18 protein-coding genes and 1 riboswitch are annotated in these 21,470 nt (G+C 61.4%); of the genes, 10 read left to right on the forward strand and 8 right to left on the reverse strand.

From position 1 onward, the window contains the following. Positions 1-22: 22 nt before the first annotated feature. Both FQ192_RS14675 and FQ192_RS14680 read right to left on the reverse strand, forming a co-directional pair. Positions 23-1,237 carry an acyltransferase gene (locus FQ192_RS14675; protein ID WP_149659239.1) on the reverse strand — a complete coding sequence of 405 codons (1,215 nt, stop codon included), beginning with the start codon at positions 1,235-1,237 and terminating at the stop codon, positions 23-25. Further along, positions 1,237-3,102, reverse strand: coding sequence for a bifunctional O-antigen ligase/aminoglycoside phosphotransferase family protein (locus FQ192_RS14680; RefSeq protein WP_149659240.1), 1,866 nt, complete (start codon positions 3,100-3,102; stop codon positions 1,237-1,239). Before FQ192_RS14680 ends, FQ192_RS14675 begins: the two co-directional genes overlap by 1 nt. A 156-nt stretch (positions 3,103-3,258) precedes the next feature. On the opposite strand from FQ192_RS14680, the gene msbA reads away from it, so the two are divergent. From msbA to hldE, 4 genes are all read left to right on the forward strand, one after another. Further along, positions 3,259-5,061: a lipid A export permease/ATP-binding protein MsbA gene (msbA, locus tag FQ192_RS14685; protein WP_149659241.1), complete on the forward strand. Its 1,803-nt coding sequence runs from the start codon at positions 3,259-3,261 to the stop codon at positions 5,059-5,061. Positions 5,062-5,245: 184 nt separating this feature from the next. Continuing rightward, entirely contained in the window at positions 5,246-5,950 is a 705-nt protein-coding gene (locus tag FQ192_RS14690) for a sulfotransferase family 2 domain-containing protein (protein ID WP_149659242.1), read from the forward strand. Then, a complete protein-coding gene (cysC, locus tag FQ192_RS14695) occupies positions 5,943-6,554 on the forward strand; it encodes an adenylyl-sulfate kinase (protein WP_149659243.1) in 612 nt (203 codons plus the stop codon). The genes FQ192_RS14690 and cysC overlap by 8 nt, the downstream gene beginning before the upstream one ends. 102 nt (positions 6,555-6,656) lie before the next feature. Continuing rightward, positions 6,657-8,078, forward strand: coding sequence for a bifunctional D-glycero-beta-D-manno-heptose-7-phosphate kinase/D-glycero-beta-D-manno-heptose 1-phosphate adenylyltransferase HldE (gene hldE, locus FQ192_RS14700; RefSeq protein ID WP_149659244.1), 1,422 nt, complete (start codon positions 6,657-6,659; stop codon positions 8,076-8,078). Positions 8,079-8,195: 117 nt separating this feature from the next. Here hldE and FQ192_RS14705 read toward each other — a convergent pair whose 3' ends face one another. From FQ192_RS14705 to FQ192_RS14720, 4 genes are all read right to left on the reverse strand, one after another. Then, positions 8,196-9,164 carry a metal ABC transporter ATPase gene (locus tag FQ192_RS14705; protein WP_149659245.1) on the reverse strand — a complete coding sequence of 323 codons (969 nt, stop codon included), beginning with the start codon at positions 9,162-9,164 and terminating at the stop codon, positions 8,196-8,198. Positions 9,165-9,196: 32 nt separating this feature from the next. Continuing rightward, positions 9,197-10,009, reverse strand: a complete 813-nt coding sequence (locus FQ192_RS14710; protein WP_149659246.1) for an aldo/keto reductase — start codon at positions 10,007-10,009, stop codon at positions 9,197-9,199. Further along, positions 10,006-11,181 carry an FAD-binding oxidoreductase gene (locus FQ192_RS14715; protein ID WP_149659247.1) on the reverse strand — a complete coding sequence of 392 codons (1,176 nt, stop codon included), beginning with the start codon at positions 11,179-11,181 and terminating at the stop codon, positions 10,006-10,008. The genes FQ192_RS14710 and FQ192_RS14715 overlap by 4 nt, the downstream gene beginning before the upstream one ends. Before the next feature lie 114 nt (positions 11,182-11,295). Continuing rightward, positions 11,296-11,628: a multidrug efflux SMR transporter gene (locus FQ192_RS14720; RefSeq protein WP_123402464.1), complete on the reverse strand. Its 333-nt coding sequence runs from the start codon at positions 11,626-11,628 to the stop codon at positions 11,296-11,298. A gap of 103 nt (positions 11,629-11,731) precedes the next feature. Here FQ192_RS14720 and FQ192_RS14725 point away from each other — a divergent pair, with 103 nt between their 5' ends. Both FQ192_RS14725 and waaA read left to right on the forward strand, forming a co-directional pair. Continuing rightward, on the forward strand, positions 11,732-12,652 hold the full coding sequence (locus FQ192_RS14725) for a LysR family transcriptional regulator (RefSeq protein ID WP_149659248.1): 921 nt from the start codon (positions 11,732-11,734) through the stop codon (positions 12,650-12,652). After that, a complete protein-coding gene (waaA, locus tag FQ192_RS14730; RefSeq protein WP_149659249.1) occupies positions 12,645-13,925 on the forward strand; it encodes a lipid IV(A) 3-deoxy-D-manno-octulosonic acid transferase in 1,281 nt (426 codons plus the stop codon). Before FQ192_RS14725 ends, waaA begins: the two co-directional genes overlap by 8 nt. Positions 13,926-14,086: 161 nt before the next feature. Here the strand turns inward: waaA and FQ192_RS14735 are convergent, their stop codons facing one another. Then, the gene (locus FQ192_RS14735; protein WP_149659250.1) at positions 14,087-15,526 is read right to left on the reverse strand and encodes a TolC family outer membrane protein; all 1,440 of its coding nucleotides are present in this window, start codon (positions 15,524-15,526) and stop codon (positions 14,087-14,089) included. Positions 15,527-15,718: 192 nt separating this feature from the next. Beyond that, a riboswitch (TPP riboswitch) is annotated at positions 15,719-15,824 on the forward strand. A 168-nt stretch (positions 15,825-15,992) separates the two neighbouring features. On the opposite strand from FQ192_RS14735, the gene thiC reads away from it, so the two are divergent. Then, complete coding sequence (gene thiC / locus FQ192_RS14740) at positions 15,993-17,882, forward strand: phosphomethylpyrimidine synthase ThiC (protein WP_149659251.1); 1,890 nt, start codon at positions 15,993-15,995, stop codon at positions 17,880-17,882. A 289-nt stretch (positions 17,883-18,171) separates the two neighbouring features. After that, a complete protein-coding gene (cytX, locus tag FQ192_RS14750; RefSeq protein ID WP_149659253.1) occupies positions 18,172-19,452 on the forward strand; it encodes a putative hydroxymethylpyrimidine transporter CytX in 1,281 nt (426 codons plus the stop codon). Here cytX and FQ192_RS14755 read toward each other — a convergent pair. Next, the gene (locus FQ192_RS14755; RefSeq protein WP_149659254.1) at positions 19,421-20,164 is read right to left on the reverse strand and encodes an RsiV family protein; all 744 of its coding nucleotides are present in this window, start codon (positions 20,162-20,164) and stop codon (positions 19,421-19,423) included. The two genes, cytX and FQ192_RS14755, sit on opposite strands and share 32 nt — an antisense overlap. Before the next feature lie 228 nt (positions 20,165-20,392). Here FQ192_RS14755 and FQ192_RS14760 point away from each other — a divergent pair, with 228 nt between their 5' ends. Beyond that, positions 20,393-21,010 (forward strand): NUDIX domain-containing protein, encoded by a 618-nt coding sequence (locus FQ192_RS14760; RefSeq protein WP_133840563.1) that lies wholly within the window; start codon positions 20,393-20,395, stop codon positions 21,008-21,010. Continuing rightward, positions 21,001-21,453 (forward strand): DUF1249 domain-containing protein, encoded by a 453-nt coding sequence (locus tag FQ192_RS14765; RefSeq protein WP_149659255.1) that lies wholly within the window; start codon positions 21,001-21,003, stop codon positions 21,451-21,453. Before FQ192_RS14760 ends, FQ192_RS14765 begins: the two co-directional genes overlap by 10 nt. The last annotated feature ends 17 nt before the right edge of the window (positions 21,454-21,470 follow it).

The raw sequence follows: 21,470 nt of genomic DNA on the forward strand, positions 1-21,470 counted from the left end.
CGCTGAGGAAGATCGCTCGATGTTATCGAGCGAACTTTTCTCTCAGGCTCTTTGTCATCCGACCCTGACGCAGCCACTTCAGGACGTGCTTGCCGGCGTTGATGCCAGGCTTTTCGATGTACAGGAAGGTCGCGCTGCTGATGATGATCAGCAGGCACGCGCACAGCGCCATCATCGGCAGGAAGGTCCAGGTTTCACGCGTATCGATGGGCAGTATGTGTGGCAGACGCTGCAACATGATCCAGAGCAGGAAACCGTGCAGCAGGTAAGTGCTGTAGCTGATTTCTCCGAGCCAGCGGATGCTGCGCGGCTTCAAGGCGCCGAATAGCGTGTGCCCCGACGCCACGATCACGAAAAACACCGACATCAGCAACAGCGGAATCAGGCTGAACGCCCGGTTGAAAGCGGTAAAGGCAATCGCGAGGGCGAGCAACGCGATAATGCCCGCCAGTCGTGTTTGGCTCCAGGCCACCAGTTGCGGGCGGCGTACCCAGTACGCGGCACCGATGCCACCGAGGAAGCTGGCCAGGAAGTGCTTCTTGAGCGAATGCTCCCAGCCGACGACCTGGTACAGCGCGTAAATGCCGACCAGGCACAACACCACTTGTAGCCAGTTACCGCGATAGATGAACACCATCGCGGCCAAGGGCAGCGCCAGATAGAAAAACACCTCGTAGCCCAGGGTCCAGGTGACGTTGGAAATCAGCATGCCGGTCTGGTGGTACTGGTTGATGTCCGGGCGGTCGAAGGTCAGCCAGGCCAGAATCTGCCCGGCGAGCCGGAAGCCGGTCTCCTTCAGCTCCCAGTTCTGCAGGTGGAAGACGGAGACAAACACCAGCAACATCAGTGGCAGGTACAGCGGGTAGAGGCGAAACAAGCGGGAGACCGCGAAGGCCAGCCAGTCATGTTCGCGCCCTTGGGTGAGCAGTCGGCTCCAGAACAGAAAACCGGTGATCATGAAAAACAGCGCGACGCTGCCCTGGCCAAGCTGCGAGTAGAAGTTGCTCGGTGGAAAATCAATCACGCCGGTGCGCAGAAAGATCCAGGTAATGATCGAGTGGTGTACAAAAACCCCAAACGCCAGATAGCCACGCAGGCCGTCGATGCTGGCAAAGCGACTTTCGCCGGAATGCTGCAGGTGCCGGGCGATTTTCGGAACGGCGCGCAGCAGTAACGCGGCGGTCACGATGGCCACCAGGTAGGCGCCCAGCGCGATGAAGGGGTTGGTTTCGGTCATCAATGAGCCTTGGCCGTGTTGCTGGCGGCCAGCACTTGCCTGTGCAGGTTGTCTACGGCGGATGTGGATGCGGTGGCGGCGTATCCCTGGAGCAGCGCCTGGAAGTGATCCTCGAACAGCCAGCGCCGATCCTCGTTGTAGCGTTGCATATGGCGCAAATTACGCTGACGCAGCGACAGGCTCAATGACGACGGGTAGATGCGCATGTCGGCCAGATCGATCAGGCCGAACTCGCCGTCGCTGAGCACCAGTACATTGCCCAGGTGCAGGGAGCGGAAGTACACGCCTTGCTCATGCAACTGCGCCATGAACTTGCCGAAACGCTCCACCAGTGCCTGACGCACCGCCGGTGCGGTGATCCCTTGCAGGACCTGGCGCAGGGTGTTGCCGGGCAGTGGCGAGTAATGCACGGCACTGCTGCCGTCTTCGAGGCGATACAGGCCCAGGGTCTGTGGGGTTGGAATGCCCAGGGTCCGCAGTTGCTCGCTGTTGATGGCAAAACGTTCGGAATAAGGGTTGAAACTGCCCGAGGTGTACCAGCGGCGACGGCGGAACAACTTGAGGAAACTGCCATCGACCAGGCGCAGCACTTTCGGCCCGAGGCCATCCTCTTCGATTACCTGGGCATTGGCAGTCATGTGCTCGAATGCCGTTGGCGTCAGCCCGTTGACCGGCGTGGCCAGCAGGCGCCTGGCGCGTTGGTTGATGCTCAGTGCGGCGATCAGCGCCAGGGGGATCCACAGCAGGAACCAGTGCTCCTTGGGACGGGAAATGATGCCGCCGCCCTCGGTCAAACCCGCACCGATGCCGAATATCAGCCAGGTCGACGCGACGATAAACAGTGGCTGCACACGATTGCGCCAGCTGCTCAGCAGGGCCCAGCCCTGAAAGAACAGCCAGGGCAACAAGCCTAGAATGCCGACGTAATAGAGCACGCCAAGGGCAAAACTATGGGGTTCTTGCAGGTTGTAGCCGACGCCGGGGTCGAGTGACAGGCTGGCGTTGTAGCCATGGCCGATCCACGGGTGCTCGGCAATTCGCTGCAGCACCAACTGCCAGATTTCGAGGCGGAAGGAGTCGCCTCGCTCAACGATCATCCGCGAAAACAGCACGCTGACCCCGACTCCACTGACGATCAGGGCGGCGAGCAATACGATCGAGCGACGATTCCAGCAGATGAAACTCAGCCACAGCGCTGCCAGCGTCAAGGCCACCAGTGGGGTTCTGGAGCCCGTGGCGATGACCGCGGCGAACATGATGGCCATCGCCGGAAGGCTGAGCCAGAGCATCTGCCGCCGCTTGCAGGTCATGCTCAGGCTTAACCAGTAGGCGCAGAAAAAGCCGAAGATGTGCGAGCTAAGCAACGGGTTGTCGAACGCACCGCCACCTATCAGACGCATGCCCGGCTGATAGATATGGGCAAACATGAACAGGTTGTAGACCGAGGCAATCAACCCGACCAGCGCGGCACTGAACAGCAGCGGCTGGATGATTTCGCTGCGATGGCGCACCAGCAGATAGGAACCGGCGAACAGCAACAGCGTATGCAGCGCCGGCTTGAACTGGGCGGGGATGCTCTCGTCATCCGCCGGTCCCCAACACAGGCTCAGCAGGGCCCAGGCAGCGAACAGCAATAGCGCGACAAACACCGGCTCACGCACCAATTCCTTGAGTTCCCGCGGTCGCAGGCACAGGGCAATCAGCGATGGAATGCTAAACAGGCCATAAAACAGCTTATGGTGAAGACTGCGCCCGGGCAGAAAGAACAGCGCGCACAGGAGCAAAAGATAGCCCAGTGGAAGTATCCACAGGCAGATGAAGTCGAAAACTCGATTGGACGTGCTGTTGAAACCGCTGAGTTGCATGCTGAGAGATTCAATCCTGAAGTTGATCGGCCATTTCGGGGTGATGGCTATTTGATGCTGAATGCAGTGCCTAACAATAACAGCCTTTATGCGTTTGCCAGAACCCTGAAGAAGCTGTGCTAAAGTCAGCGTCCTTTTTATCGACATTCGCGTGATATGACCGACTCCAGTCTCTCCGCAAGCCCATCGAGCTTGAAAATCTACTTCCGTCTGCTCGGCTATGTCCGGCCGTATATCAGCCTGTTCCTGATCAGCATTGTAGGCTTTCTGATTTTCGCCTCGACGCAGCCAATGCTCGGCTACATCCTCAAGTACTTCGTCGATGGCCTGTCCAATCCGGAGGCCGTGCTGTTTCCGACCGTGCCCTACCTGCGCGACCTGCAACTGCTGCAGGCGGTCCCGTTGCTGATCATCCTGATCGCGGCGTGGCAAGGTTTCGGTTCCTACCTGGGCAACTACTTCCTGGCCAAGGTTTCCCTCGGGCTGGTCCATGACCTGCGGGTGCAGTTGTTCAACAACCTGCTGGTCCTGCCGAACCGGTATTTCGACAAGCATAACTCGGGTCATCTGATTTCGCGTATCACCTTCAACGTGACCATGGTCACCGGGGCGGCCACAGATGCGATCAAGGTCGTAATCCGTGAAGGCATGACGGTGATCTTCCTGTTCTCCTCGCTGCTGTTCATGAACTGGAAGCTGACGCTGGTGATGATCGCGATCCTGCCGCTGATCGCCGTCATGGTGCGCACCGCGAGCAAGAAATTCCGCAAGCAAAGCAAGAAGATCCAGGCCGCCATGGGCGACGTGACCCACGTGTCGTCGGAGACGATCCAGGGCTATCGCGTGGTCCGCAGCTTTGGCGGCGAAGTCTACGAGCAGAAACGCTTCCTGGCCGCCAGCCAGGGCAACACCGACAAGCAATTGCGCATGACCCGTACCGGCGCGATCTACACGCCGCTGCTGCAACTGGTGATCTACTCCGCCATGGCGGTGCTGATGTTCCTGGTGCTGTACCTGCGTGGCGATGCTTCGGCCGGTGACATGATTGCCTACATCACCCTGGCCGGCCTGCTGCCCAAGCCGATCCGCCAGTTGTCCGAAGTCAGCTCGACCATCCAGAAAGGCGTGGCCGGTGCCGAGAGCATTTTCGAACAGCTGGATGTCGAGCCGGAAATCGATACCGGCACCATTGAGCGCGATGCGGTCACTGGTCGCCTGGACGTGCGCCACTTGAGCTTCACCTACCCGGACACCGATCGCCAGGTCCTCAACGACATCAGCTTCTCGGTTGAACCGGGGCAGATGGTGGCGCTGGTAGGGCGCTCGGGCAGCGGCAAGTCGACCCTGGCCAACCTGATCCCGCGCTTCTATCACCACGACAAGGGCGAGATCCTGATCGATGGTGTTGAAGTCGAACAATACAAGCTGTTGAACCTGCGCAAGCACATCGCCCAGGTCACCCAGCATGTGACGCTGTTCAGCGACACCGTGGCCAATAACATCGCCTACGGCGATCTGGCCGGCGCGCCCCGTGAAGACATCGAGAAAGCGGCGAAAGACGCTTATGCCATGGACTTCATCGCGCAGTTGCCCGAAGGCCTGGACACTCAGGTCGGCGAGAACGGCGTGTTGCTGTCCGGCGGTCAGCGCCAGCGCCTGGCCATTGCCCGGGCACTGCTCAAGAACGCACCGCTGTTGATCCTCGACGAAGCCACTTCGGCCCTTGATACCGAATCCGAGCGGCATATCCAGGCAGCACTGGACCAGGTCATGAAAGGCCGGACCACCCTGGTGATCGCTCACCGTCTGTCGACCATCGAGAAGGCTGACCTGATTCTGGTCATGGACCAGGGCCGGATCGTCGAGCGCGGCACCCATGCCGAGTTGCTTGCACAGAACGGCTACTATGCCCGCTTGAACGCCATGGGCCTCGACGCCCCGGCAGAAGACATCGCCTGACCTGCGCGAGGGTGAGCGTGTCTCACCCTCGTTCACCGCAAGTGCAAGGCTTGCGGTGATTTGTATCGGCATGCTTACCCGTCTTGACCAAACCTGAATAAATCTCTGCGCCGCGCTTGTTAAGGTTCCTGAACGAACTTCTGACTTTCATCGAGGGGGTCATCCCCGTCGCGCGGGTACTGTCATGTTGCAACGCTATCTCTGGAAACTGTTGCCCAAGCAGCAGCGGGCCTTCCTGCTGGGACGCCTGTCGGTCGTCGATCGCCAGGTTGTGAACAAGTCGATGTCAGCCAATCTGCAATTCCCCCCGTCCTTCGCCCGGCACGCCTGCCTGTTCATCCACGTCCCTAAATGCGCCGGAAGCAGTGTATGTGCCGCGCTATTCGACGACTGGAGCCCCGGGCATTTGCCGTTGTACTGGTACGAAGAGCAATTTCCCGAGGCGTTTGCCGCCAGTTTCAAGTTCGCCTTCGTTCGCGATCCGCTGGAAAGGGCCTACTCGGCTTACGCATTTCTGCGCGGCAATGAGCTGGGTCGGCGCGATCACGCTGCGCAGAAACTGGTCAATCAGTACCGCGACTTCGATGACTTCGTGGCGCGTTGGCTGCATCCGGAGACGATTGGCCGACAACTGCATTTTGCCGCGCAAACGGATTTTCTCACCGATTCCCTGGGGCATCTGGCCTTGGACTTTATCGGCTATCAAGAACATCTGGCGCGGGATTTTGCGCTGGTTTGCGAGCAGTTGAAGCATCCGGTGGCGCTGCCCCATATCAACAGTTCGCAGCAGCGTCAGCCCAGGCTGGCCCGTGACTTCTGTTCGGTGCGGACCCGTCGCCTGGTGCGCCGGGTTTATCAGCGCGATTACGAGATGCTCGGCTATGAATGAGGCCCCGTCGATGTCAGCACCCATGCCTGGGATTCGCCCCTATGGATTGGCGCTGTCGAGCCAGGCCCGGGCCGCGCTCAAGTCCCAGCGTCCGCGTTGCCTCTGGTTGACCGGGTTGTCCGGGGCGGGCAAGTCGACGCTGGCCAATGCCCTGGAGCTGCAACTCAATCAACGTGGCCTGCACACCTTTATCCTCGATGGCGACAACCTGCGCGGCGGCCTGTGCAGCGATTTGGGGATGGGGGCTGATTGTCGCCGGGAAAACATTCGGCGTATGGCCGAGGTGGCGCGGCTGATGGTCGATGCCGGGCTGATTGTGATCGTGGCGGCGATCTCGCCGTTTCGCGCCGAGCGTGAGGCGGCGCGGCAGCTGTTCGCCGAAGATGACTTCATCGAGGTCTACGTGAGCACGTCCTTCGCGGTCTGCGCGCAACGCGACCCCAAGGGTTTGTATCAGGCCGCCCTGCAAGGCCGGATCAAGGACTTCACCGGCATCGACAGCCCGTATGAACCACCGCTGAGCGCAGAGTGCGAGATCGACACGCAGCGGCTGGCGCTGGAAGACGCCTGCGCTCGGCTATCGAGTTTTTTGCTCAATAAATGATCAAAAAAACCTGTCAATTCATCCTGTTGCAGCCGTCGCGCAAGCCTGCGCCAACCCTGTGGTAATATCGCGCCCCTGTTCATTTTGTATGTGGGTTGCTCCATGAAGTTGTCCATGCCGCGATTCGATCAAGCCCCTGTCTTGGTGGTCGGCGATGTCATGCTCGACCGTTACTGGCATGGTGGTACCTCACGGATTTCCCCTGAGGCGCCGGTGCCGGTGGTCAAGGTCGAGCAAATCGAGGACCGCCCGGGCGGTGCCGCCAACGTTGCCCTTAACATTGCCGCCCTCGGCGCCCCGGCCTCGCTGGTCGGTGTGACCGGCGACGACGAAGCCGCCGACAGCCTGGCCAACAGCCTCAAGGGCGCTGGTGTGCGGGCGTTGTTCCAGCGCATCGCGCACCAGCCGACCATCGTCAAGCTGCGGGTCATGAGCCGTCACCAGCAACTGCTGCGGATCGACTTCGAAGAACCCTTCGCCACCGACGCCCTGGCGCTGGGCGAACAGGTTGAAGAACTGCTCGAAGGCATCAAGGTGCTGGTGCTGTCCGACTACGGCAAAGGCGCGCTGAAAAACCATCAGGTGCTGATCCAGGCCGCCCGTGCCCGTGGCATTCCGGTGCTGGCCGATCCCAAGGGCAAGGATTTCTCGATCTACCGCGGTGCGAGCCTGATCACCCCGAACCTCAGCGAATTCGAAGCCATCGTCGGCGGTTGCGCCGATGAGCACGAACTGGTGAGCAAGGGCGCGACCCTGATGCACGACCTCGACCTCGGCGCCTTGCTGGTGACCCGTGGCGAACACGGCATGACATTGTTGCGCCCGGATCATCCGGCGCTGCACCTGCCGGCCCGCGCCCGTGAAGTGTTCGACGTGACCGGCGCCGGCGACACGGTGATTTCGACCCTGGCGGCGGCGATTGCCGCTGGCGAAGAACTGCCCCACGCGGTGGCCCTGGCCAACCTGGCGGCGGGCATTGTGGTGGGCAAGCTCGGTACGGCGTGCATCAGCGCACCGGAACTGCGCCGCGCCATCCAGCGTGAAGAAGGTTCCGAGCGCGGTGTGCTCGGTCTTGAGCAATTGCTGCTGGCAGTCGACGATGCCCGTGCGCATAACGAGAAGATCGTCTTCACCAACGGCTGCTTCGACATTCTGCATGCCGGCCACGTGACCTACCTTGAGCAGGCGCGGGCCCAGGGCGATCGTCTGATCGTCGCAGTCAACGACGATGCCTCGGTAAGCCGCTTGAAAGGGCCGGGTCGCCCGATCAACAGCGTTGACCGGCGCATGGCGGTACTGGCCGGTCTGGGCGCAGTGGATTGGGTCATCAGCTTCCCTGAAGGCACCCCGGAAAACCTGCTGCGCGAGGTCAAGCCGGACGTGTTGGTCAAGGGCGGGGATTACGGGATCGACCAAGTGGTCGGCGCAGACATCGTCAGCGCTTACGGCGGCACGGTGAAAGTGTTGGGGCTGGTGGAAAACAGCTCGACCACGGCGATTGTCGAGAAGATCCGCAATAACTGACTGCGGTTGATCGTTCCCACGCTCTGCGTGGGAATGCCTCAATGGACGCTCTGCGTCCGCTGTTGGGACGCGGAGCGTCCCGGGCTGCATTCCCACGCGGAGCGTGGGAACGATCAATCAAGAGCCGACTTTCTTGCGCGGCACGATTTTCTTCAGCAGTTGCTTCGCCTTCCCCCGCAACCGCGCCAACCCCGAATCTTTTCCCGGTGGCGCCAGCCCTTGCTGGCGCACCCAATCCTTCCAGCGAATCCGTTCATCGCGCACCAGCCAGCCTTCCTGCTGGGCAAAGCTCTCCGCCAGGTACAACCCACGCGTACTCGCCGGGTACAGCTGATCCTTTTTCAGCGTGTAGAGCTCAGCCATCGGCTGGCCATCCTCCAGGGGCATCAAGTACAAGTCTGGACGCTTGCGGTCCAGCCGCGCCACCAGTTGATCGCCCTCCAGGCGCTCGTCGACATGAAACAGGCTCAGGGATTTGGCTTCCTTGGGCACGTCCAGGCGCAAGTCGTAGATCAGTTGCAACGAAGCGGTTGGCAAATGCACGTAAGCCCGAGGCCGTTCGATCAACTGCATATTGGCGCAACGCACCGGTCGCGCCGCGCCGGACAGCGGCGTCAGGCGAAACGGCAGGGCTTCGCGATAATGCAGGGCGGACGAGTAGGGCGCAGGTAGCCAGGTGTCATTGAAACGCCCGGTCAACCAGCCTTCCGGGGTTTCCAGCAGGCACTCTTCGGCAATCTCCTGGATCGCCGTGTGCAGCGGCAGGTTCAGCTCGTGGGCCGGCACGTAACCGGAAATCAGCTTGAGCACCACGTCGCCACGGTCTTGCCGACGCTGGCGCACCAGCACCCAGTAATCGCGATTCTGCCAATGCAGGGTCAGGCGCACGGAGACCCCGAGATTGGCCAGTTCCAGGGCAAAGCGCTCGGTGTCGGCCACGGCCACCGGGCGGCGACGTTGCAGGGTCTGGGAGAAATTGAGCGGCATCCCGACGCTCTGGTAACTCAAGCCTTCGGGAGTCGCTTCGACGTACAACGGCAGGGTCTTGAAGTTGCTCGGGTTCTTTCTAATGAGCGTACGCGGCATGTCGGCTCCTGCTTAAGGCCGCGTGGGCGGCGTCAGTGACTACGAAGGACCTGGGCAACGGTCGCGACGTTGTGGGCGAGGTGCAGCGGATTGATGGTCCCGACAATAGCACTGGCAACACCCGGATGTTGGAACAACAACTCGAAGCTGGCACGCACCGGGTCCACGCCGGGGCTCAGGCACACATGACCGCTGGCGAGGGCCTTCTTGACCAGGATCGCTTTGCCATGGGCAGCAGCATAGTCAATCACGGCTTTTTCGTTTTGTTCGTTCAGATTGTAGGTGACCATGGCGCAATCACCTTGTTCCAGAGCCTTCAAACCGCCTTCGACGGTTTTGCCGGAAAAGCCGAAGCCGCGAATCTTGCCCTCGTTCTTCAGCTCGGCCAGGGTGGCATAGACCTCGCAGTCGTTGAGGATCCTAAGGTCGTTGCCGTCGGAGTGCACCAGCACCAGGTCGATAAAATCCGTTTCCAGACGTTGCAGGCTGCGCTCCACCGACAGGCGTGTGTGGGCGGCGCTGAAGTCGTGGCTCGACTGGCCATCGACAAACTCTTCGCCGACCTTGCTCACGATCACCCAGTCCTGACGCTGGCCGCGCAACAGCGGGCCGAGGCGTTCTTCGCTGCGGCCATAGGCCGGGGCGGTGTCGATCAGGTTGATGCCCATGTCCCGGGCGAGTTTGAGCAACATGCGCGCTTCGTCATCGTCCGGGATCTGGAAACCGTTGGGATATTTCACGCCTTGGTCGCGACCGAGTTTCACGGTGCCCAGGCCCAGGGGCGAAACCAGCTGGCCGGTGCTGCCCAGCGGGCGATGCAAGTCGTGCAGGGTTTGTACGCTCATGGCAGCAGTTGCTCCCAGGCAGGGACGCCCATCGGTGGTTTCGGCAGTTCAGGCAACGGCGCCGCCGGGCCGGGTTGAATGCCGTCCCGGGCGAGGCTGGCGATGACGCGGTCGGCGAAGTCCGGCGCCAGTGCCAGTTTGGTCGGCCAGCCGACCAGCAACCGCCCCTGTTCGGCCAGGAACGCATTGTCCGGGCGGCTCAGGCCGGTTTGCAGCGGCTCGGCGCGGTCCACGCGCAAGGTTGCCCATTGCACCGTGCTGAGGTCGATCCACGGCAGCAATTGCCCAAGTTCTTTTTGCGCGGTGGCGATTTGCTCGGCGGGTTCGCGGGCCACGCCTTCGGCTTCGGCGATGTCGCCGCCCATGTACCAGACCCACTGACCATCGGCGGCCGGGTGAGTGGTCACGGTGATGCGCGGCTTGGTGCCGCCGCCCAGGCAATGGGCGTACAGCGGTTTGAGGCTCGGGCCCTTGGCGATGATCATGTGCAACGGTCGGCGCTGCATGGCGGGTTGAGTCAGCCCCAACGCTTCGAGCAACGCGGCCGTGCCACCGCCGGCGCTGAGGACGATGCGCTGGGCGCGGATCTCGCGTCCGTCGACCTTCAGACCAACCAGAATGCCACCGTCCAGCAACGGGTCAATTGTTTGCCCGGCGAGCAAACCGTCACCCGCCAGATCGGCCAGGCGCTGGATCAGACTCGGCACGTCGATCACCAATTCGGCCAGGCGATAGACCTTGCCCTTGAAGCGCTTGTCTTGCAGGGCTGGCGGCAGTTGATCGCCCTTGACCTGATCGACGCGGCCGCGCACGGCTTTGCTGGCGAAGAAACTGGTGAGGTTGCCGGCGATCGTGCCGGGGGACCAGAGGTAGTGAGCTTCGGACAACAGGCGCACGCCGCTCAGGTCCAGCTCGCCGTCACCGGCCAGCGCTTCACGCCAGCGCCGTGGCATGTCGGCGATGGCCTCCGAGGCGCCGGTCAGCGCACCGTGCAGCGCGTACTTGGCGCCGCCGTGGATGATGCCTTGGGATTTCACGCTCTGCCCGCCACCGAGGCTGGCGCTTTCCACCAGCACGGTCGAAAAACCCTGACGGCGCAGACGCGCATTCAGCCAGAGGCCGGCGACACCAGCGCCGACAATCAGAACGTCGGTGGAAATAACGGATGGCATGCAGCAACCTCAGGCTAAGTGAAGCGGCAAGTTTCAAGCTTCAAGCCGCAAGCTGCAAGCAAGAACACATCGCGCACTTGCTTGCAGCTTATGGCTTGTCGCTTGTAGCCGCTCTTAATGCCCGGCGGTTTTGGAAAAGAGCTGGATCACGACGACACCCAACACAATCAGTCCCATCCCCAGCATCGCCGGCACATCCAGCTTCTGCCCATAGATAAACAGCGCCGCCACGCTGACCATCACAATCCCCATGCCGGCCCACACCGCGTACGCCACGCCCACCGGCACGCTGCGCACCACCAGGGTCAGCATCCAGAAGGCGATGCCGTAGCCGACGATCACCAGGATCAGCGGCAGGGGTGTGCTGAAGCCTTTGACCGCTTTCATCGAAACAGTGGCGATCACTTCGGCGCAGATGGCAATGGCCAGGTAGTAGTAGGCGGTCATGGGGTAATCCTCGAATGAAGTGTTGCTCTCTGAGGTCGGCATTCTAGAGATTCTCCAGATGCGGTAAAGTCATTACCTATCTGCCGTAGAGATGGGTTGAGCCATGAACATGCAATGGAATCTGGAACAGCTGCGTTTGTTTGTCAGCGTAGCGGAACAGCGCTCGTTTTCGGCGGTGGCGCGGGACCAGCGCAAGGCGCAGTCGGCGGTCAGTAGTTCGATTGCGTTGCTGGAAGAAGACCTGGGCGTAAGCCTGTTCGACCGCAGCAGTGGCCGCCAGCCGAAGCTGACCGAGGCCGGCGGTGCGCTGCTGGAAGAGGCGCGGGAGGTGCTGCGTCAATGCGAACGCCTGAACGGTCGGGCGCTGGCGATGATGCGCGGTCAGGAAGCGCGTCTGCGGGTAGCGCAGGACGAGGCGATGCCTTATCAGCCGATCATCGAAAGCTTCGAAGCCCTGGCGGAAAAATTTCCCAGCCTCGAAGTGCAACTGACCAGCGCCGCCCAAGGCGATGTGGCGCGCAAACTGGTGGAGCGCCGGGCCGACCTGGGGCTGCTGTTCTTCCATGATCAGATTCCCGAAGCGCTGGAACGCCGCGTCGTCGGCAGCGTCGAAATGGTCACCGTGTGCGGCAAGGGCCATCCGCTGGCGGCCATGGGCGAAGTCGATTGCCAGCAATTGGCGCAGCACCGGCAATTGCTGATGTCCACCGAGTCTAGCGTTTACCCCGGTAGCGAGCCCGCCAGTCCGCAAGTCTGGCGCGCCGACAGTTTTTATGTGATGGCCGAATGGCTGGTGCGCGGGCTCGGCTGGGCCTGGCTGCCCCGGCATGTGGTGCAGTACCCGACGTATCAGGATCAGATGGTCGAACTGGTCAGCGAATGGACCCCGCCGGCCCTGGTGGTGGAGCTGGTCTGGCGCCGCGACGAGCCCCTCGGGCCGGCGGCGCGTTGGTTGGCCGAACGTTTTGCCGTGCACTTGCAGGCGATCGGCTTAAAAACCGATAAACTCCGCCGCCATGAATAGAACTCTCTACACCGCGCTGTTTTACCTGGGGCTGCCATTGGTAGCGATTCGGCTATGGCTGCGTTCGCGCAAGGCGCCGGCGTATGCCAAACGCATTGGCGAGCGCTTCTCCTACGGCTTGCCGACGATGCAGCCGGGCGGCATCTGGGTGCACGCCGTGTCCGTGGGGGAGAGCATTGCGGCGGCGCCGATGATTCGCGCCTTGCTGCAACGCTATCCCACGCTGCCGATCACCGTGACCTGCATGACCCCGACCGGCTCGGAGCGCATCCACGCCTTGTTCGCCAACGAGCCGCGCATCCAGCACTGCTATCTGCCTTACGACTTGCCGTGCGCAGCGGCGCGGTTTCTCGATCGGGTTCAGCCGAAACTGGCGGTGATCATGGAAACCGAGCTGTGGCCCAACCACATCCACCAATGTGCCAAGCGTGGGATTCCTGTGGCGCTGGCTAATGCGCGGCTGTCCGAGCGCTCGGCCAAGGGCTATGGCCGCTTCCACAAACTGACCGGGCCGATGCTGGCCGAGATGAGCCTGTTCGCGGTGCAGACCGAGGCCGAGGCCGAGCGTTTCCGTACACTCGGTGCGCGTGCGGAAACGGTCGAGGTCACCGGTTCGATCAAGTTCGACCTGACCATCGACCCGCAATTGCTTGAGCGCGCCGCCGAGTTGCGCGGGCAATGGCAGGCGCTGGAGCGTCCGGTATGGATCGCCGCGAGTACCCACGAAGGTGAAGACGAAGTGGTGCTGGCCGCCCATCGCCGGTTGCTGGCCAATCACCCCGATGCGTTGCTGATCCTGGTGCCGCGTCACCCGGAGCGTTTCAATTCGGTGTTCGAGTTGTGCAAGCAGCAGGGTTTCGCCACGGTGCGCCGCTCCACCGGCGAGCCGGTCACCGCCGATACGTCGGTGCTGCTGGGCGACACCATGGGCGAGTTGCTGTTTCTTTACGCATTGGCCGACAGCGCGTTTGTTGGCGGCAGCCTGGTGCCGAATGGCGGGCATAACCTGCTGGAACCGGCAGCACTGGCCAAGCCTGTTTTGAGCGGCCCGCACCTGTTCAACTTCCTCGAAATCGCCGCGCAGTTACGCAGCGCCGGGGCGTTGGCGGAAGTCGATGATGCCGAAGGGTTGGCGGTGGCGGTGCAGCGATTATTCGAACTGCCGCGGGATGCGCAGCGCATGGCCGAGGCGGGGTTGAAGGTGATGCGCACCAATCAAGGCGCATTGCAGCGGTTGTTGGATGGGCTCGGGCGGTTGATTGACAAATCTTGACTCCGCCGTAGATCCATTGTGGCGAGGGGGCTTGCTCCCGTTGGGCTGCGAAGCAGCCCCAAAACCTGGATACGCGGTCTGCCAGGCAAACCGCATCGGCTGATCTCACGACTGCTTCGCAGCCGAACGTGGGCAAGCCCCCTCGCCACAGGGGTTTGCGTTTACTTGCCCGGCCGAGCCTTCAATTGCTCGGCCGCAGCCTTCGCCAGATCCGGCGGCAGGAAGTCTGTGTCCGGGTTGTAGTCAGCCTTGAGATAACGCGACAAATCCTGCAAATCCCCCGGGTTCAACGTGCCCGCTGCCTGCTTCAAGCGCAGGTTGTCGAGGATGTAGTCGTAGCGGGTGTTGTTGTAGTTGCGCACCGAGGTGTACAGCTGACGCTGGGCATCGAGCACATCGACGATGTTGCGCGTGCCTACCTGATAACCGATTTCGGTGGCTTCCACCGCGCTCTGGTTAGAGATGATCGACTGCTTGCGCGCCTGCACCTGCTCGACATCGGTGTTCACCGCGCGGTGCAGGTTGCGGGTGTTTTCCACCACTTGCCGGCGCAGTTGCTCGCGCTGTTGCTCGGTTTGATCCAGGCGTGAATACGACTCGCGCACCTGGGAGTTGATCAGGCCGCCACTGTAGATCGGGATGTTCACTTGCAAGCCGACGGTGGTCTGCTCGACGTTGCCGCCGTAAGGCTGGCCGAAGGCGCTCGGGTTGCTGAAGCCCAGGGCGTCGTTGTCACCCTTTTCGTACTTCGCTACCGCATCCAGCGTCGGCGCGTGGCCGGCCTTGCGTTGCTTGAGAGTTTCTTCGGCGGCGCTGACTGCGTAGTTGCTGGCCAGCAGGTTGAGGTTCTGTTTGGCGGCGGTGTCGACCCAGGCCTTGGCGTCGTTCGGTGCCGGCGGCAGGATCGGCAAGGTGTGGACGATGCCCTGGATCGCGTTGTACTGACGGTTGGTCAGGGTGATCAGGGCTTCGAACGCATCATCCACCTGGCGCTGGGCGAGGATCCGATTGGCTCGGGCGGTGTCGTAGCTGGCCTGGGATTGCAGCACGTCGGTCTTGTCCGACAGGCCGACATCGAAGCGCTCGTTGGACTGGTCGAGCTGACGCTTGAACGCTGCTTCTTCCGCCTTGGTCGAGGCCAGGTTGTCCTGGCTGCGCAGCACGTTGAAATAGCTTTCCGCCGATTGCAGGATCAGGTTCTGTTCGGTGGCCGAGAGTTGCAGCGAGGCTTGCTCGTTGACGTCCTTGGCGGCCTGGAACTGGAACCAGCGATCGGCACGGAACAGTGGCTGGGCCAAGGTCGCCTGATAGGAATGAGCGTTGCGGTTGGCGGTGCCCGACGGTTGATCGAGCTGGGTGCGCACGGAACTCAAATTGGCCCCGCCCGACAGGTTCGGCAGCAGCCCGGCGCGGGCCTGGGGCACGACTTCTTTCTGGGCGCCATATTGGGCGCGGGCGGCCGCCAGGTCGGCGTTGTTGTCCACCGCTTCCTGGTAGACGCTGACCAGATCGGTCTTGGTGGATAAGGGCGCTTCTGCTGCCCAGGCCATTCCATTGGAAGCACAAGACACGGCAAGGGCCAGTGAGAGTTTGCGCAGCATGCGGCCATCCCTAAAAAATTACGCTGATAATTTGAGCGCCAAAGGTAAGGCGCGGCCCGCGCAGCGTCAAGGCGCAGCACGGCGTAGCGAGTGTAGTTGCACGGGCGTACCGCAACAATCTGGTAATTGCGCCATTCATCATGGTGTTTACCGCGGTGTTGGCGTTCTTTGCCAGTTGTGTCTAGACTGGCCGGGTTCTTGTCGGGGTGCCTTGCTATGAGGCTGAGATCGAATAATTTCGGATCCCGTTGAACCTGATCAGGTTAGCGCCTGCGTAGGGAACAAGATTTCTCGTCACCCGGCGAGTCCTCTTGTGCTTCGTCCGGGATGTTGTTCGACAATCGAACACCCCTCGAGCACTGAGCACAGCACCAACGGCATTTCTATCGCTGATTGGTCGCGTCCATTCGTTACAGGTTCACTCCGACAAAATTCCACTGCCTGGATGCTGTCTGGAGAGCCCGTGATGACGATAAAACTAAAAAATACGACGAACCTGAGTGATTCGGCCCAAGTCGATCAACAATCGGTTCAACCGTTTACCCGCTCGCAAAAAATCTATGTCCAGGGCTCCCGCCCGGACATCCTCGTGCCAATGCGCGAAATCAGCCTCGACGTAACCCCGACCGATTTTGGCGGTGAGATCAACGCGCCGGTCGTGGTGTACGACACCTCGGGCCCGTACACCGACCCCAACGTCATCATCGACGTGCGCAAAGGCCTGGGCGATATTCGCTCGCCGTGGATCGAGTCCCGTGGCGACACCGAGCGCCTGCCGGGCCTGAGCTCCAACTTCGGCCAGGAACGCCTCGCCGATGCCGAATTGACCAAGCTGCGTTTCGCCCACGTCAACAACCCGCGTCGGGCCAAGGCCGGGGCCAACGTCAGCCAGATGCACTACGCGCGCAAAGGCATCATCACCGCCGAGATGGAATACGTCGCCATCCGCGAAAACATGAAGCTCGAAGTGGCCCGTGCCGCCGGGCTGCTGGACCAGCAACACGCCGGTCACAGCTTCGGTGCCAGCGTGCCGAAAATCATCACCCCCGAATTTGTCCGTGACGAAATCGCCCGCGGTCGCGCGATCATCCCGGCCAACATCAACCACACCGAACTGGAACCGATGATCATCGGCCGTAACTTCCTGGTGAAGATCAACGGCAACATCGGCAACAGCGCTTTGGGTTCGTCCATCGAAGAAGAAGTGGCGAAACTGACCTGGGGCATTCGCTGGGGTTCGGACACGGTCATGGACCTGTCCACCGGCAAGCACATTCACGAAACCCGCGAGTGGATCATCCGCAACTCGCCGGTGCCGATCGGTACCGTGCCGATTTATCAAGCGCTGGAAAAAGTCGACGGCGCCGCCGAAGACCTGACCTGGGAGTTGTTCCGCGACACGCTGATCGAGCAAGCCGAGCAGGGCGTCGACTACTTCACCATCCACGCCGGCGTGCTATTGCGCTACGTGCCGCTGACCGCCAAGCGCGTGACCGGCATCGTGTCCCGTGGCGGTTCGATCATGGCCAAGTGGTGCCTGGCGCATCACAAGGAAAACTTCCTCTACACCCATTTCGAAGACATCTGCGAAATCATGAAGGCCTACGACGTCAGCTTCTCGCTGGGCGACGGCCTGCGTCCGGGTTCGATTGCCGACGCCAACGACGCCGCGCAATTCGGTGAGCTGGAAACCCTCGGCGAGCTGACCAAAATCGCGTGGAAGCACGACGTGCAGTGCATGATCGAAGGCCCGGGCCACGTGCCGATGCAGTTGATCAAAGAGAACATGGACAAGCAGCTTGAGTGCTGCGACGAGGCGCCGTTCTACACCCTCGGCCCGCTGACCACCGACATCGCGCCGGGCTACGACCACATCACCTCCGGCATCGGTGCGGCGATGATCGGCTGGTTTGGTTGCGCCATGCTTTGCTACGTCACGCCGAAGGAACACTTGGGCCTGCCGAACAAGGATGACGTGAAGACCGGGATCATCACCTACAAGATCGCGGCCCATGCCGCCGATCTGGCGAAGGGGCATCCGGGCGCGCAGATTCGCGACAATGCCTTGAGCAAGGCGCGGTTCGAATTCCGCTGGGAAGACCAGTTCAACCTCGGCCTCGACCCGGACACCGCCCGTTCGTATCACGATGAAACCCTGCCGAAGGATTCGGCCAAGGTCGCGCACTTCTGCTCCATGTGCGGGCCGAAGTTCTGTTCGATGAAAATCACCCAGGAAGTCCGCGAATACGCGGCCAACCAGCGGATCGAAACCATCGATGCCGAAGTCGCCCAGGGACTGGCGGACCAGGCAGAGCGGTTCAAGCAGGAAGGCAGTCAGCTGTACAAGAAGATCTAAGCGGCAAGTTGCAAGCGGCAAGCGGCAAGTTAGAAGCAAGGCTGGATCTGCTTTTCCTTGAGGCTTGCCGCTTGAAGCTAGTAACCCATGTTGCAGCCCGGAACGCTCCGCGTCCCCGAACGGCGTGACGCAGAGCGTCACAGGAGGCATTCCCACGCGGAGCGTGGGAACGATCAAAAGATCTAAGCGGCAAGTTGCAAGCGGCAAGTTAGAAGCAAGGCTGGATCTGCTTTTCCTTGAGGCTTGCCGCTTGAAACTAGTAACCCATCTTTCCCTCGAGATACCTGACTTGAACACTTATTCCCCTGACACAGCCGTACCCGCCGATAGGCGCGTCTTCGGCGGTCGCGATCTGTTTTCCCTGTGGTTTTCCCTCGGCATCGGCCTGATGGTCTTGCAGACCGGCGCATTGCTCGCGCCGGGCCTGGGCCTCTCTGGCTCGCTGCTGGCGATCTTCCTCGGCACGCTGGTCGGCGTTTTGCTGCTGGCCGCCGTGGGCGTGATCGGCAGCGACACCGGCCTGTCGTCGATGGCCGCGCTCAAGCTCAGCCTCGGCAAACATGGCGCGAGCCTGCCGGCGGTACTGAACCTGCTGCAGCTGATCGGTTGGGGCTCGTTCGAAATCATCGTCATGCGCGACGCCGCCAGCCTGCTCGGCGCCCGGGCGTTCAGCGAAGGCAGCTTGCTGTCGAACCCTTTGCTCTGGACCGTGTTCTTCGGTGGCTTGGCAACCTTGCTCGCCGTCAGCGGCCCGCTGACGTTCGTGCGGCAGATCCTGCGCAAGTGGGGTATCTGGCTGTTGCTGGCCGCGTGCATCTGGCTGACCTGGAACCTGTTCGCCAAAGCCGATCTGGCCGCGTTGTGGGCTCAGGCCGGTGACGGTTCGATGCCCTTCGCCGTGGGCTTCGACATTGCGATTGCGATGCCGCTGTCGTGGCTGCCGCTGATTGCCGACTACTCGCGTTTCGGCAAACGCGCGAAAAACGTGTTCGGCGGAACGGCGTTGGGCTTCTTTATCGGTAACTTCTGGCTGATGAGCCTGGGCGTGGCCTACACGCTGGCGTTCGCGCCAAGTGGTGAAGTGAATGCCCTGCTGCTCGCGTTGGCCGGGGCTGGCCTGGGGATTCCGCTGCTGCTGATTCTGCTGGACGAGTCGGAAAACGCTTTCGCCGATATTCACTCGGCGGCGGTGTCGAGCGGGATTCTGTTGCGCTTGAAAGTCGAGCATCTGGCGTTGGCCATTGGTGTGATTTGCACACTGATCGCCTGCCTGGCGCCTTTGGCCCAGTACCAGAACTTCCTGCTGTTGATCGGTTCGGTGTTTGCGCCGCTGTTCGGCGTGGTGCTGGTGGATCACTTCATCCTGCGCAAACGCAGTGCCCAGGTCGCGTCAGCCGCGTTGCGCTGGCCGGCGTTGCTCGCCTGGCTGGGCGGGGTGAGCACTTATCATCTGCTGGCGAATCTGTATCCGGATGTCGGCGCAACCCTGCCGTCGCTGGTACTGGCAGGGCTGCTGCAACTCGTGCTCGGTCGAGCCTTCAGTTACGGCCGGGAAACAGCTCGGGCCTGAGAATACCGTTCAGGCGCGGGTAGGGGATCTTCAGTTCGATGTGGCCCAGGGCGTAAGGCGCGATGGTGCTCACTTCGTACTTGAGGATCACCCCGCCGTAGGTCAGCGCCACGTTCTGGGTTTTCTGGAAATGCCAGTTCTTCAGGAAATCCGGCTCCTGATCGAGTTTGGTGCTGATCAGCCAGCTGTTGTGTGCCACCTGCGCGGCTTTCCAGAACGCCTCTTCCTGACCCGGCAGCAACATGTCCGACAGCGTCAGCACTTTGTGCTGCTGGCGCGAATAGTTGATGAAGCTGCGGCCCGGCGTGCCATGGGCGCCGCCGGTGTCCAGGTAGCTGGAAAACTCGACGATCACCAAGCCGTCATGCTGCTCACGTACTTTGGCTTGCAGGTAACTGCTGGAGCGCGGTGCCGCGGTGCGCAGGAACTGATCGCGGTAGGCGGCCAGGGTCGGCGCCGCCGGAGCGTCCGAGGTGCGGGTCAATTGCAGCAAGTTCTTTTCAACGATGCCGTCCAGTTGCGGTTCGGCGGGGAATGTCAGGGTATCGATGTTCACCAGTGGGCAGTCAGGCGTGGTGCAACCCGGTTTCAGGATTTCCGAAGCATCGCGGGTGGTTTCCAGCGGCGTGCGGTAGTTGGGTTGGAACAGGCTCTGGCAAGCGCCCAGCGTCAGGGCGATAGCGGCCACGGAGGCGATTTTAAAAAGCGACATGGGCGTCCTTCATAAAACAGGGAAAGGCGAAAAGTTACCGCTTCGACTGTCAACGAAGCAGTCAGTTCGCCACTAAGCTAATTAGAGTTGGTTTCGCCCTCACCGTCTATCCCGCTGAAGGTAAAGGGGCTGCATCAAACATCAACGGCGCGTTAGGATGGCGCGAAGTCGAGGCTGCCAGGTACAAAAAAGGCGCCTCGTAACGGATTGCAGTAAACGAGGATTGTCATGACTGATTTTGCCAACGCCATTCCGACCACCGTTGAGATCGTTCGACGCGAGCAGTGCTACGCGGGCTTCTACAAGCTCGACCGCCTGCATTTGCGCCATGAATTATTCGCCGGCGGCATGAGTCGCGAGATCAATCGTGAAGTGTTCGTGCGCCACGATGCGGTGTGCGTGCTGCCCTACGATCCGCAACGCGATGAAGTGGTGTTGATCGAGCAGTTCCGGGTCGGCGCCATGGGCAAGACCAGCAACCCGTGGCTGATCGAGCTGGTCGCCGGTCTGATCGATAAAGACGAAGAACCGGAAGAAGTTGCTCACCGTGAAGCGCAGGAGGAAGCTGGGCTTGTGTTCGGGGCGCTGTGGCCGATGACCAAATATTTTCCATCGCCCGGCGGCAGTAACGAATTCGTGCATTTGTACCTGGGGCGTTGTGAAACCAACGGAGTAGGCGGCCTGCATGGACTGGCAGAAGAAGCGGAAGATATCCGCGTCACGGTCTGGGCGTTCGAAGATGCGCTGCAAGCCGTACGCGACGGACGAATTGCCAACGCGGCCAGCATCATTGCTTTGCAATGGCTTGCTTTGAACCGCGCTGAAGTGAGGGGGTTATGGTCGTAAACAAGCTGCGCGATCGCTATCGGGTGGACCTCGTGGGGCTGCAAGCCTCCTGCGAGGCGAACTATGCGCGTTTGATGCGACTGCTGCCCGACATGCGCAGCGAACCCGAGGCCCGGCGCATCGCCGTGACCCAGGGCGAGCAGATGCTGGGCGTGCTGGCCCTGGAAGTGCTGCAAGTCAATCCGTACACCACCACCCTGCAAGTGCGCCAGGAACACAGCCTGCCGTGGTTGCCGGTGCCGCAACTGGAAGTCCAGGTCTACCACGACGCGTGCATGGCCGAGGTCGTCAGCGCCGAACATGCAAGACGCTTCCGGGGCATCTATCCTTACCCGAACGCCGCGATGCATCAGCCTGATGAAAAGGCGCAGCTCAATCTGTTCCTGGGGGAATGGCTGAGCCACTGTCTGGCGTGTGGGCACGAGTACGCCGTCGTGCGATAGATGTGAACTGCGTCCGG

The organism is Pseudomonas sp. ANT_J12, from assembly GCF_008370045.1.
In the GTDB taxonomy this organism is placed as follows: Bacteria; Pseudomonadota; Gammaproteobacteria; order Pseudomonadales; family Pseudomonadaceae; genus Aquipseudomonas.

Bases quoted from the DNA above. Each gene is read 5' to 3' on its own strand.
- hldE (WP_149659244.1), top strand. From the start codon at position 6,657: ATGAAGTTGTCCATGCCGCGATTCGATCAAGCCCCTGTCTTGGTGGTC.
- FQ192_RS14715 (WP_149659247.1), bottom strand. From the start codon at position 11,181: ATGCCATCCGTTATTTCCACCGACGTTCTGATTGTCGGCGCTGGTGTC.
- cysC (WP_149659243.1), top strand. From the start codon at position 5,943: ATGAATGAGGCCCCGTCGATGTCAGCACCCATGCCTGGGATTCGCCCC.
- waaA (WP_149659249.1), top strand. From the start codon at position 12,645: ATGAATAGAACTCTCTACACCGCGCTGTTTTACCTGGGGCTGCCATTG.
- msbA (WP_149659241.1), top strand. From the start codon at position 3,259: ATGACCGACTCCAGTCTCTCCGCAAGCCCATCGAGCTTGAAAATCTAC.
- thiC (WP_149659251.1), top strand. From the start codon at position 15,993: ATGACGATAAAACTAAAAAATACGACGAACCTGAGTGATTCGGCCCAA.
- FQ192_RS14735 (WP_149659250.1), bottom strand. From the start codon at position 15,526: ATGCTGCGCAAACTCTCACTGGCCCTTGCCGTGTCTTGTGCTTCCAAT.
- FQ192_RS14755 (WP_149659254.1), bottom strand. From the start codon at position 20,164: ATGTCGCTTTTTAAAATCGCCTCCGTGGCCGCTATCGCCCTGACGCTG.
- FQ192_RS14710 (WP_149659246.1), bottom strand. From the start codon at position 10,009: ATGAGCGTACAAACCCTGCACGACTTGCATCGCCCGCTGGGCAGCACC.
- FQ192_RS14720 (WP_123402464.1), bottom strand. From the start codon at position 11,628: ATGACCGCCTACTACTACCTGGCCATTGCCATCTGCGCCGAAGTGATC.
- FQ192_RS14725 (WP_149659248.1), top strand. From the start codon at position 11,732: ATGAACATGCAATGGAATCTGGAACAGCTGCGTTTGTTTGTCAGCGTA.
- FQ192_RS14690 (WP_149659242.1), top strand. From the start codon at position 5,246: ATGTTGCAACGCTATCTCTGGAAACTGTTGCCCAAGCAGCAGCGGGCC.
- FQ192_RS14705 (WP_149659245.1), bottom strand. From the start codon at position 9,164: ATGCCGCGTACGCTCATTAGAAAGAACCCGAGCAACTTCAAGACCCTG.
- FQ192_RS14675 (WP_149659239.1), bottom strand. From the start codon at position 1,237: ATGACCGAAACCAACCCCTTCATCGCGCTGGGCGCCTACCTGGTGGCC.
- FQ192_RS14680 (WP_149659240.1), bottom strand. From the start codon at position 3,102: ATGCAACTCAGCGGTTTCAACAGCACGTCCAATCGAGTTTTCGACTTC.
- FQ192_RS14765 (WP_149659255.1), top strand. From the start codon at position 21,001: ATGGTCGTAAACAAGCTGCGCGATCGCTATCGGGTGGACCTCGTGGGG.
- FQ192_RS14760 (WP_133840563.1), top strand. From the start codon at position 20,393: ATGACTGATTTTGCCAACGCCATTCCGACCACCGTTGAGATCGTTCGA.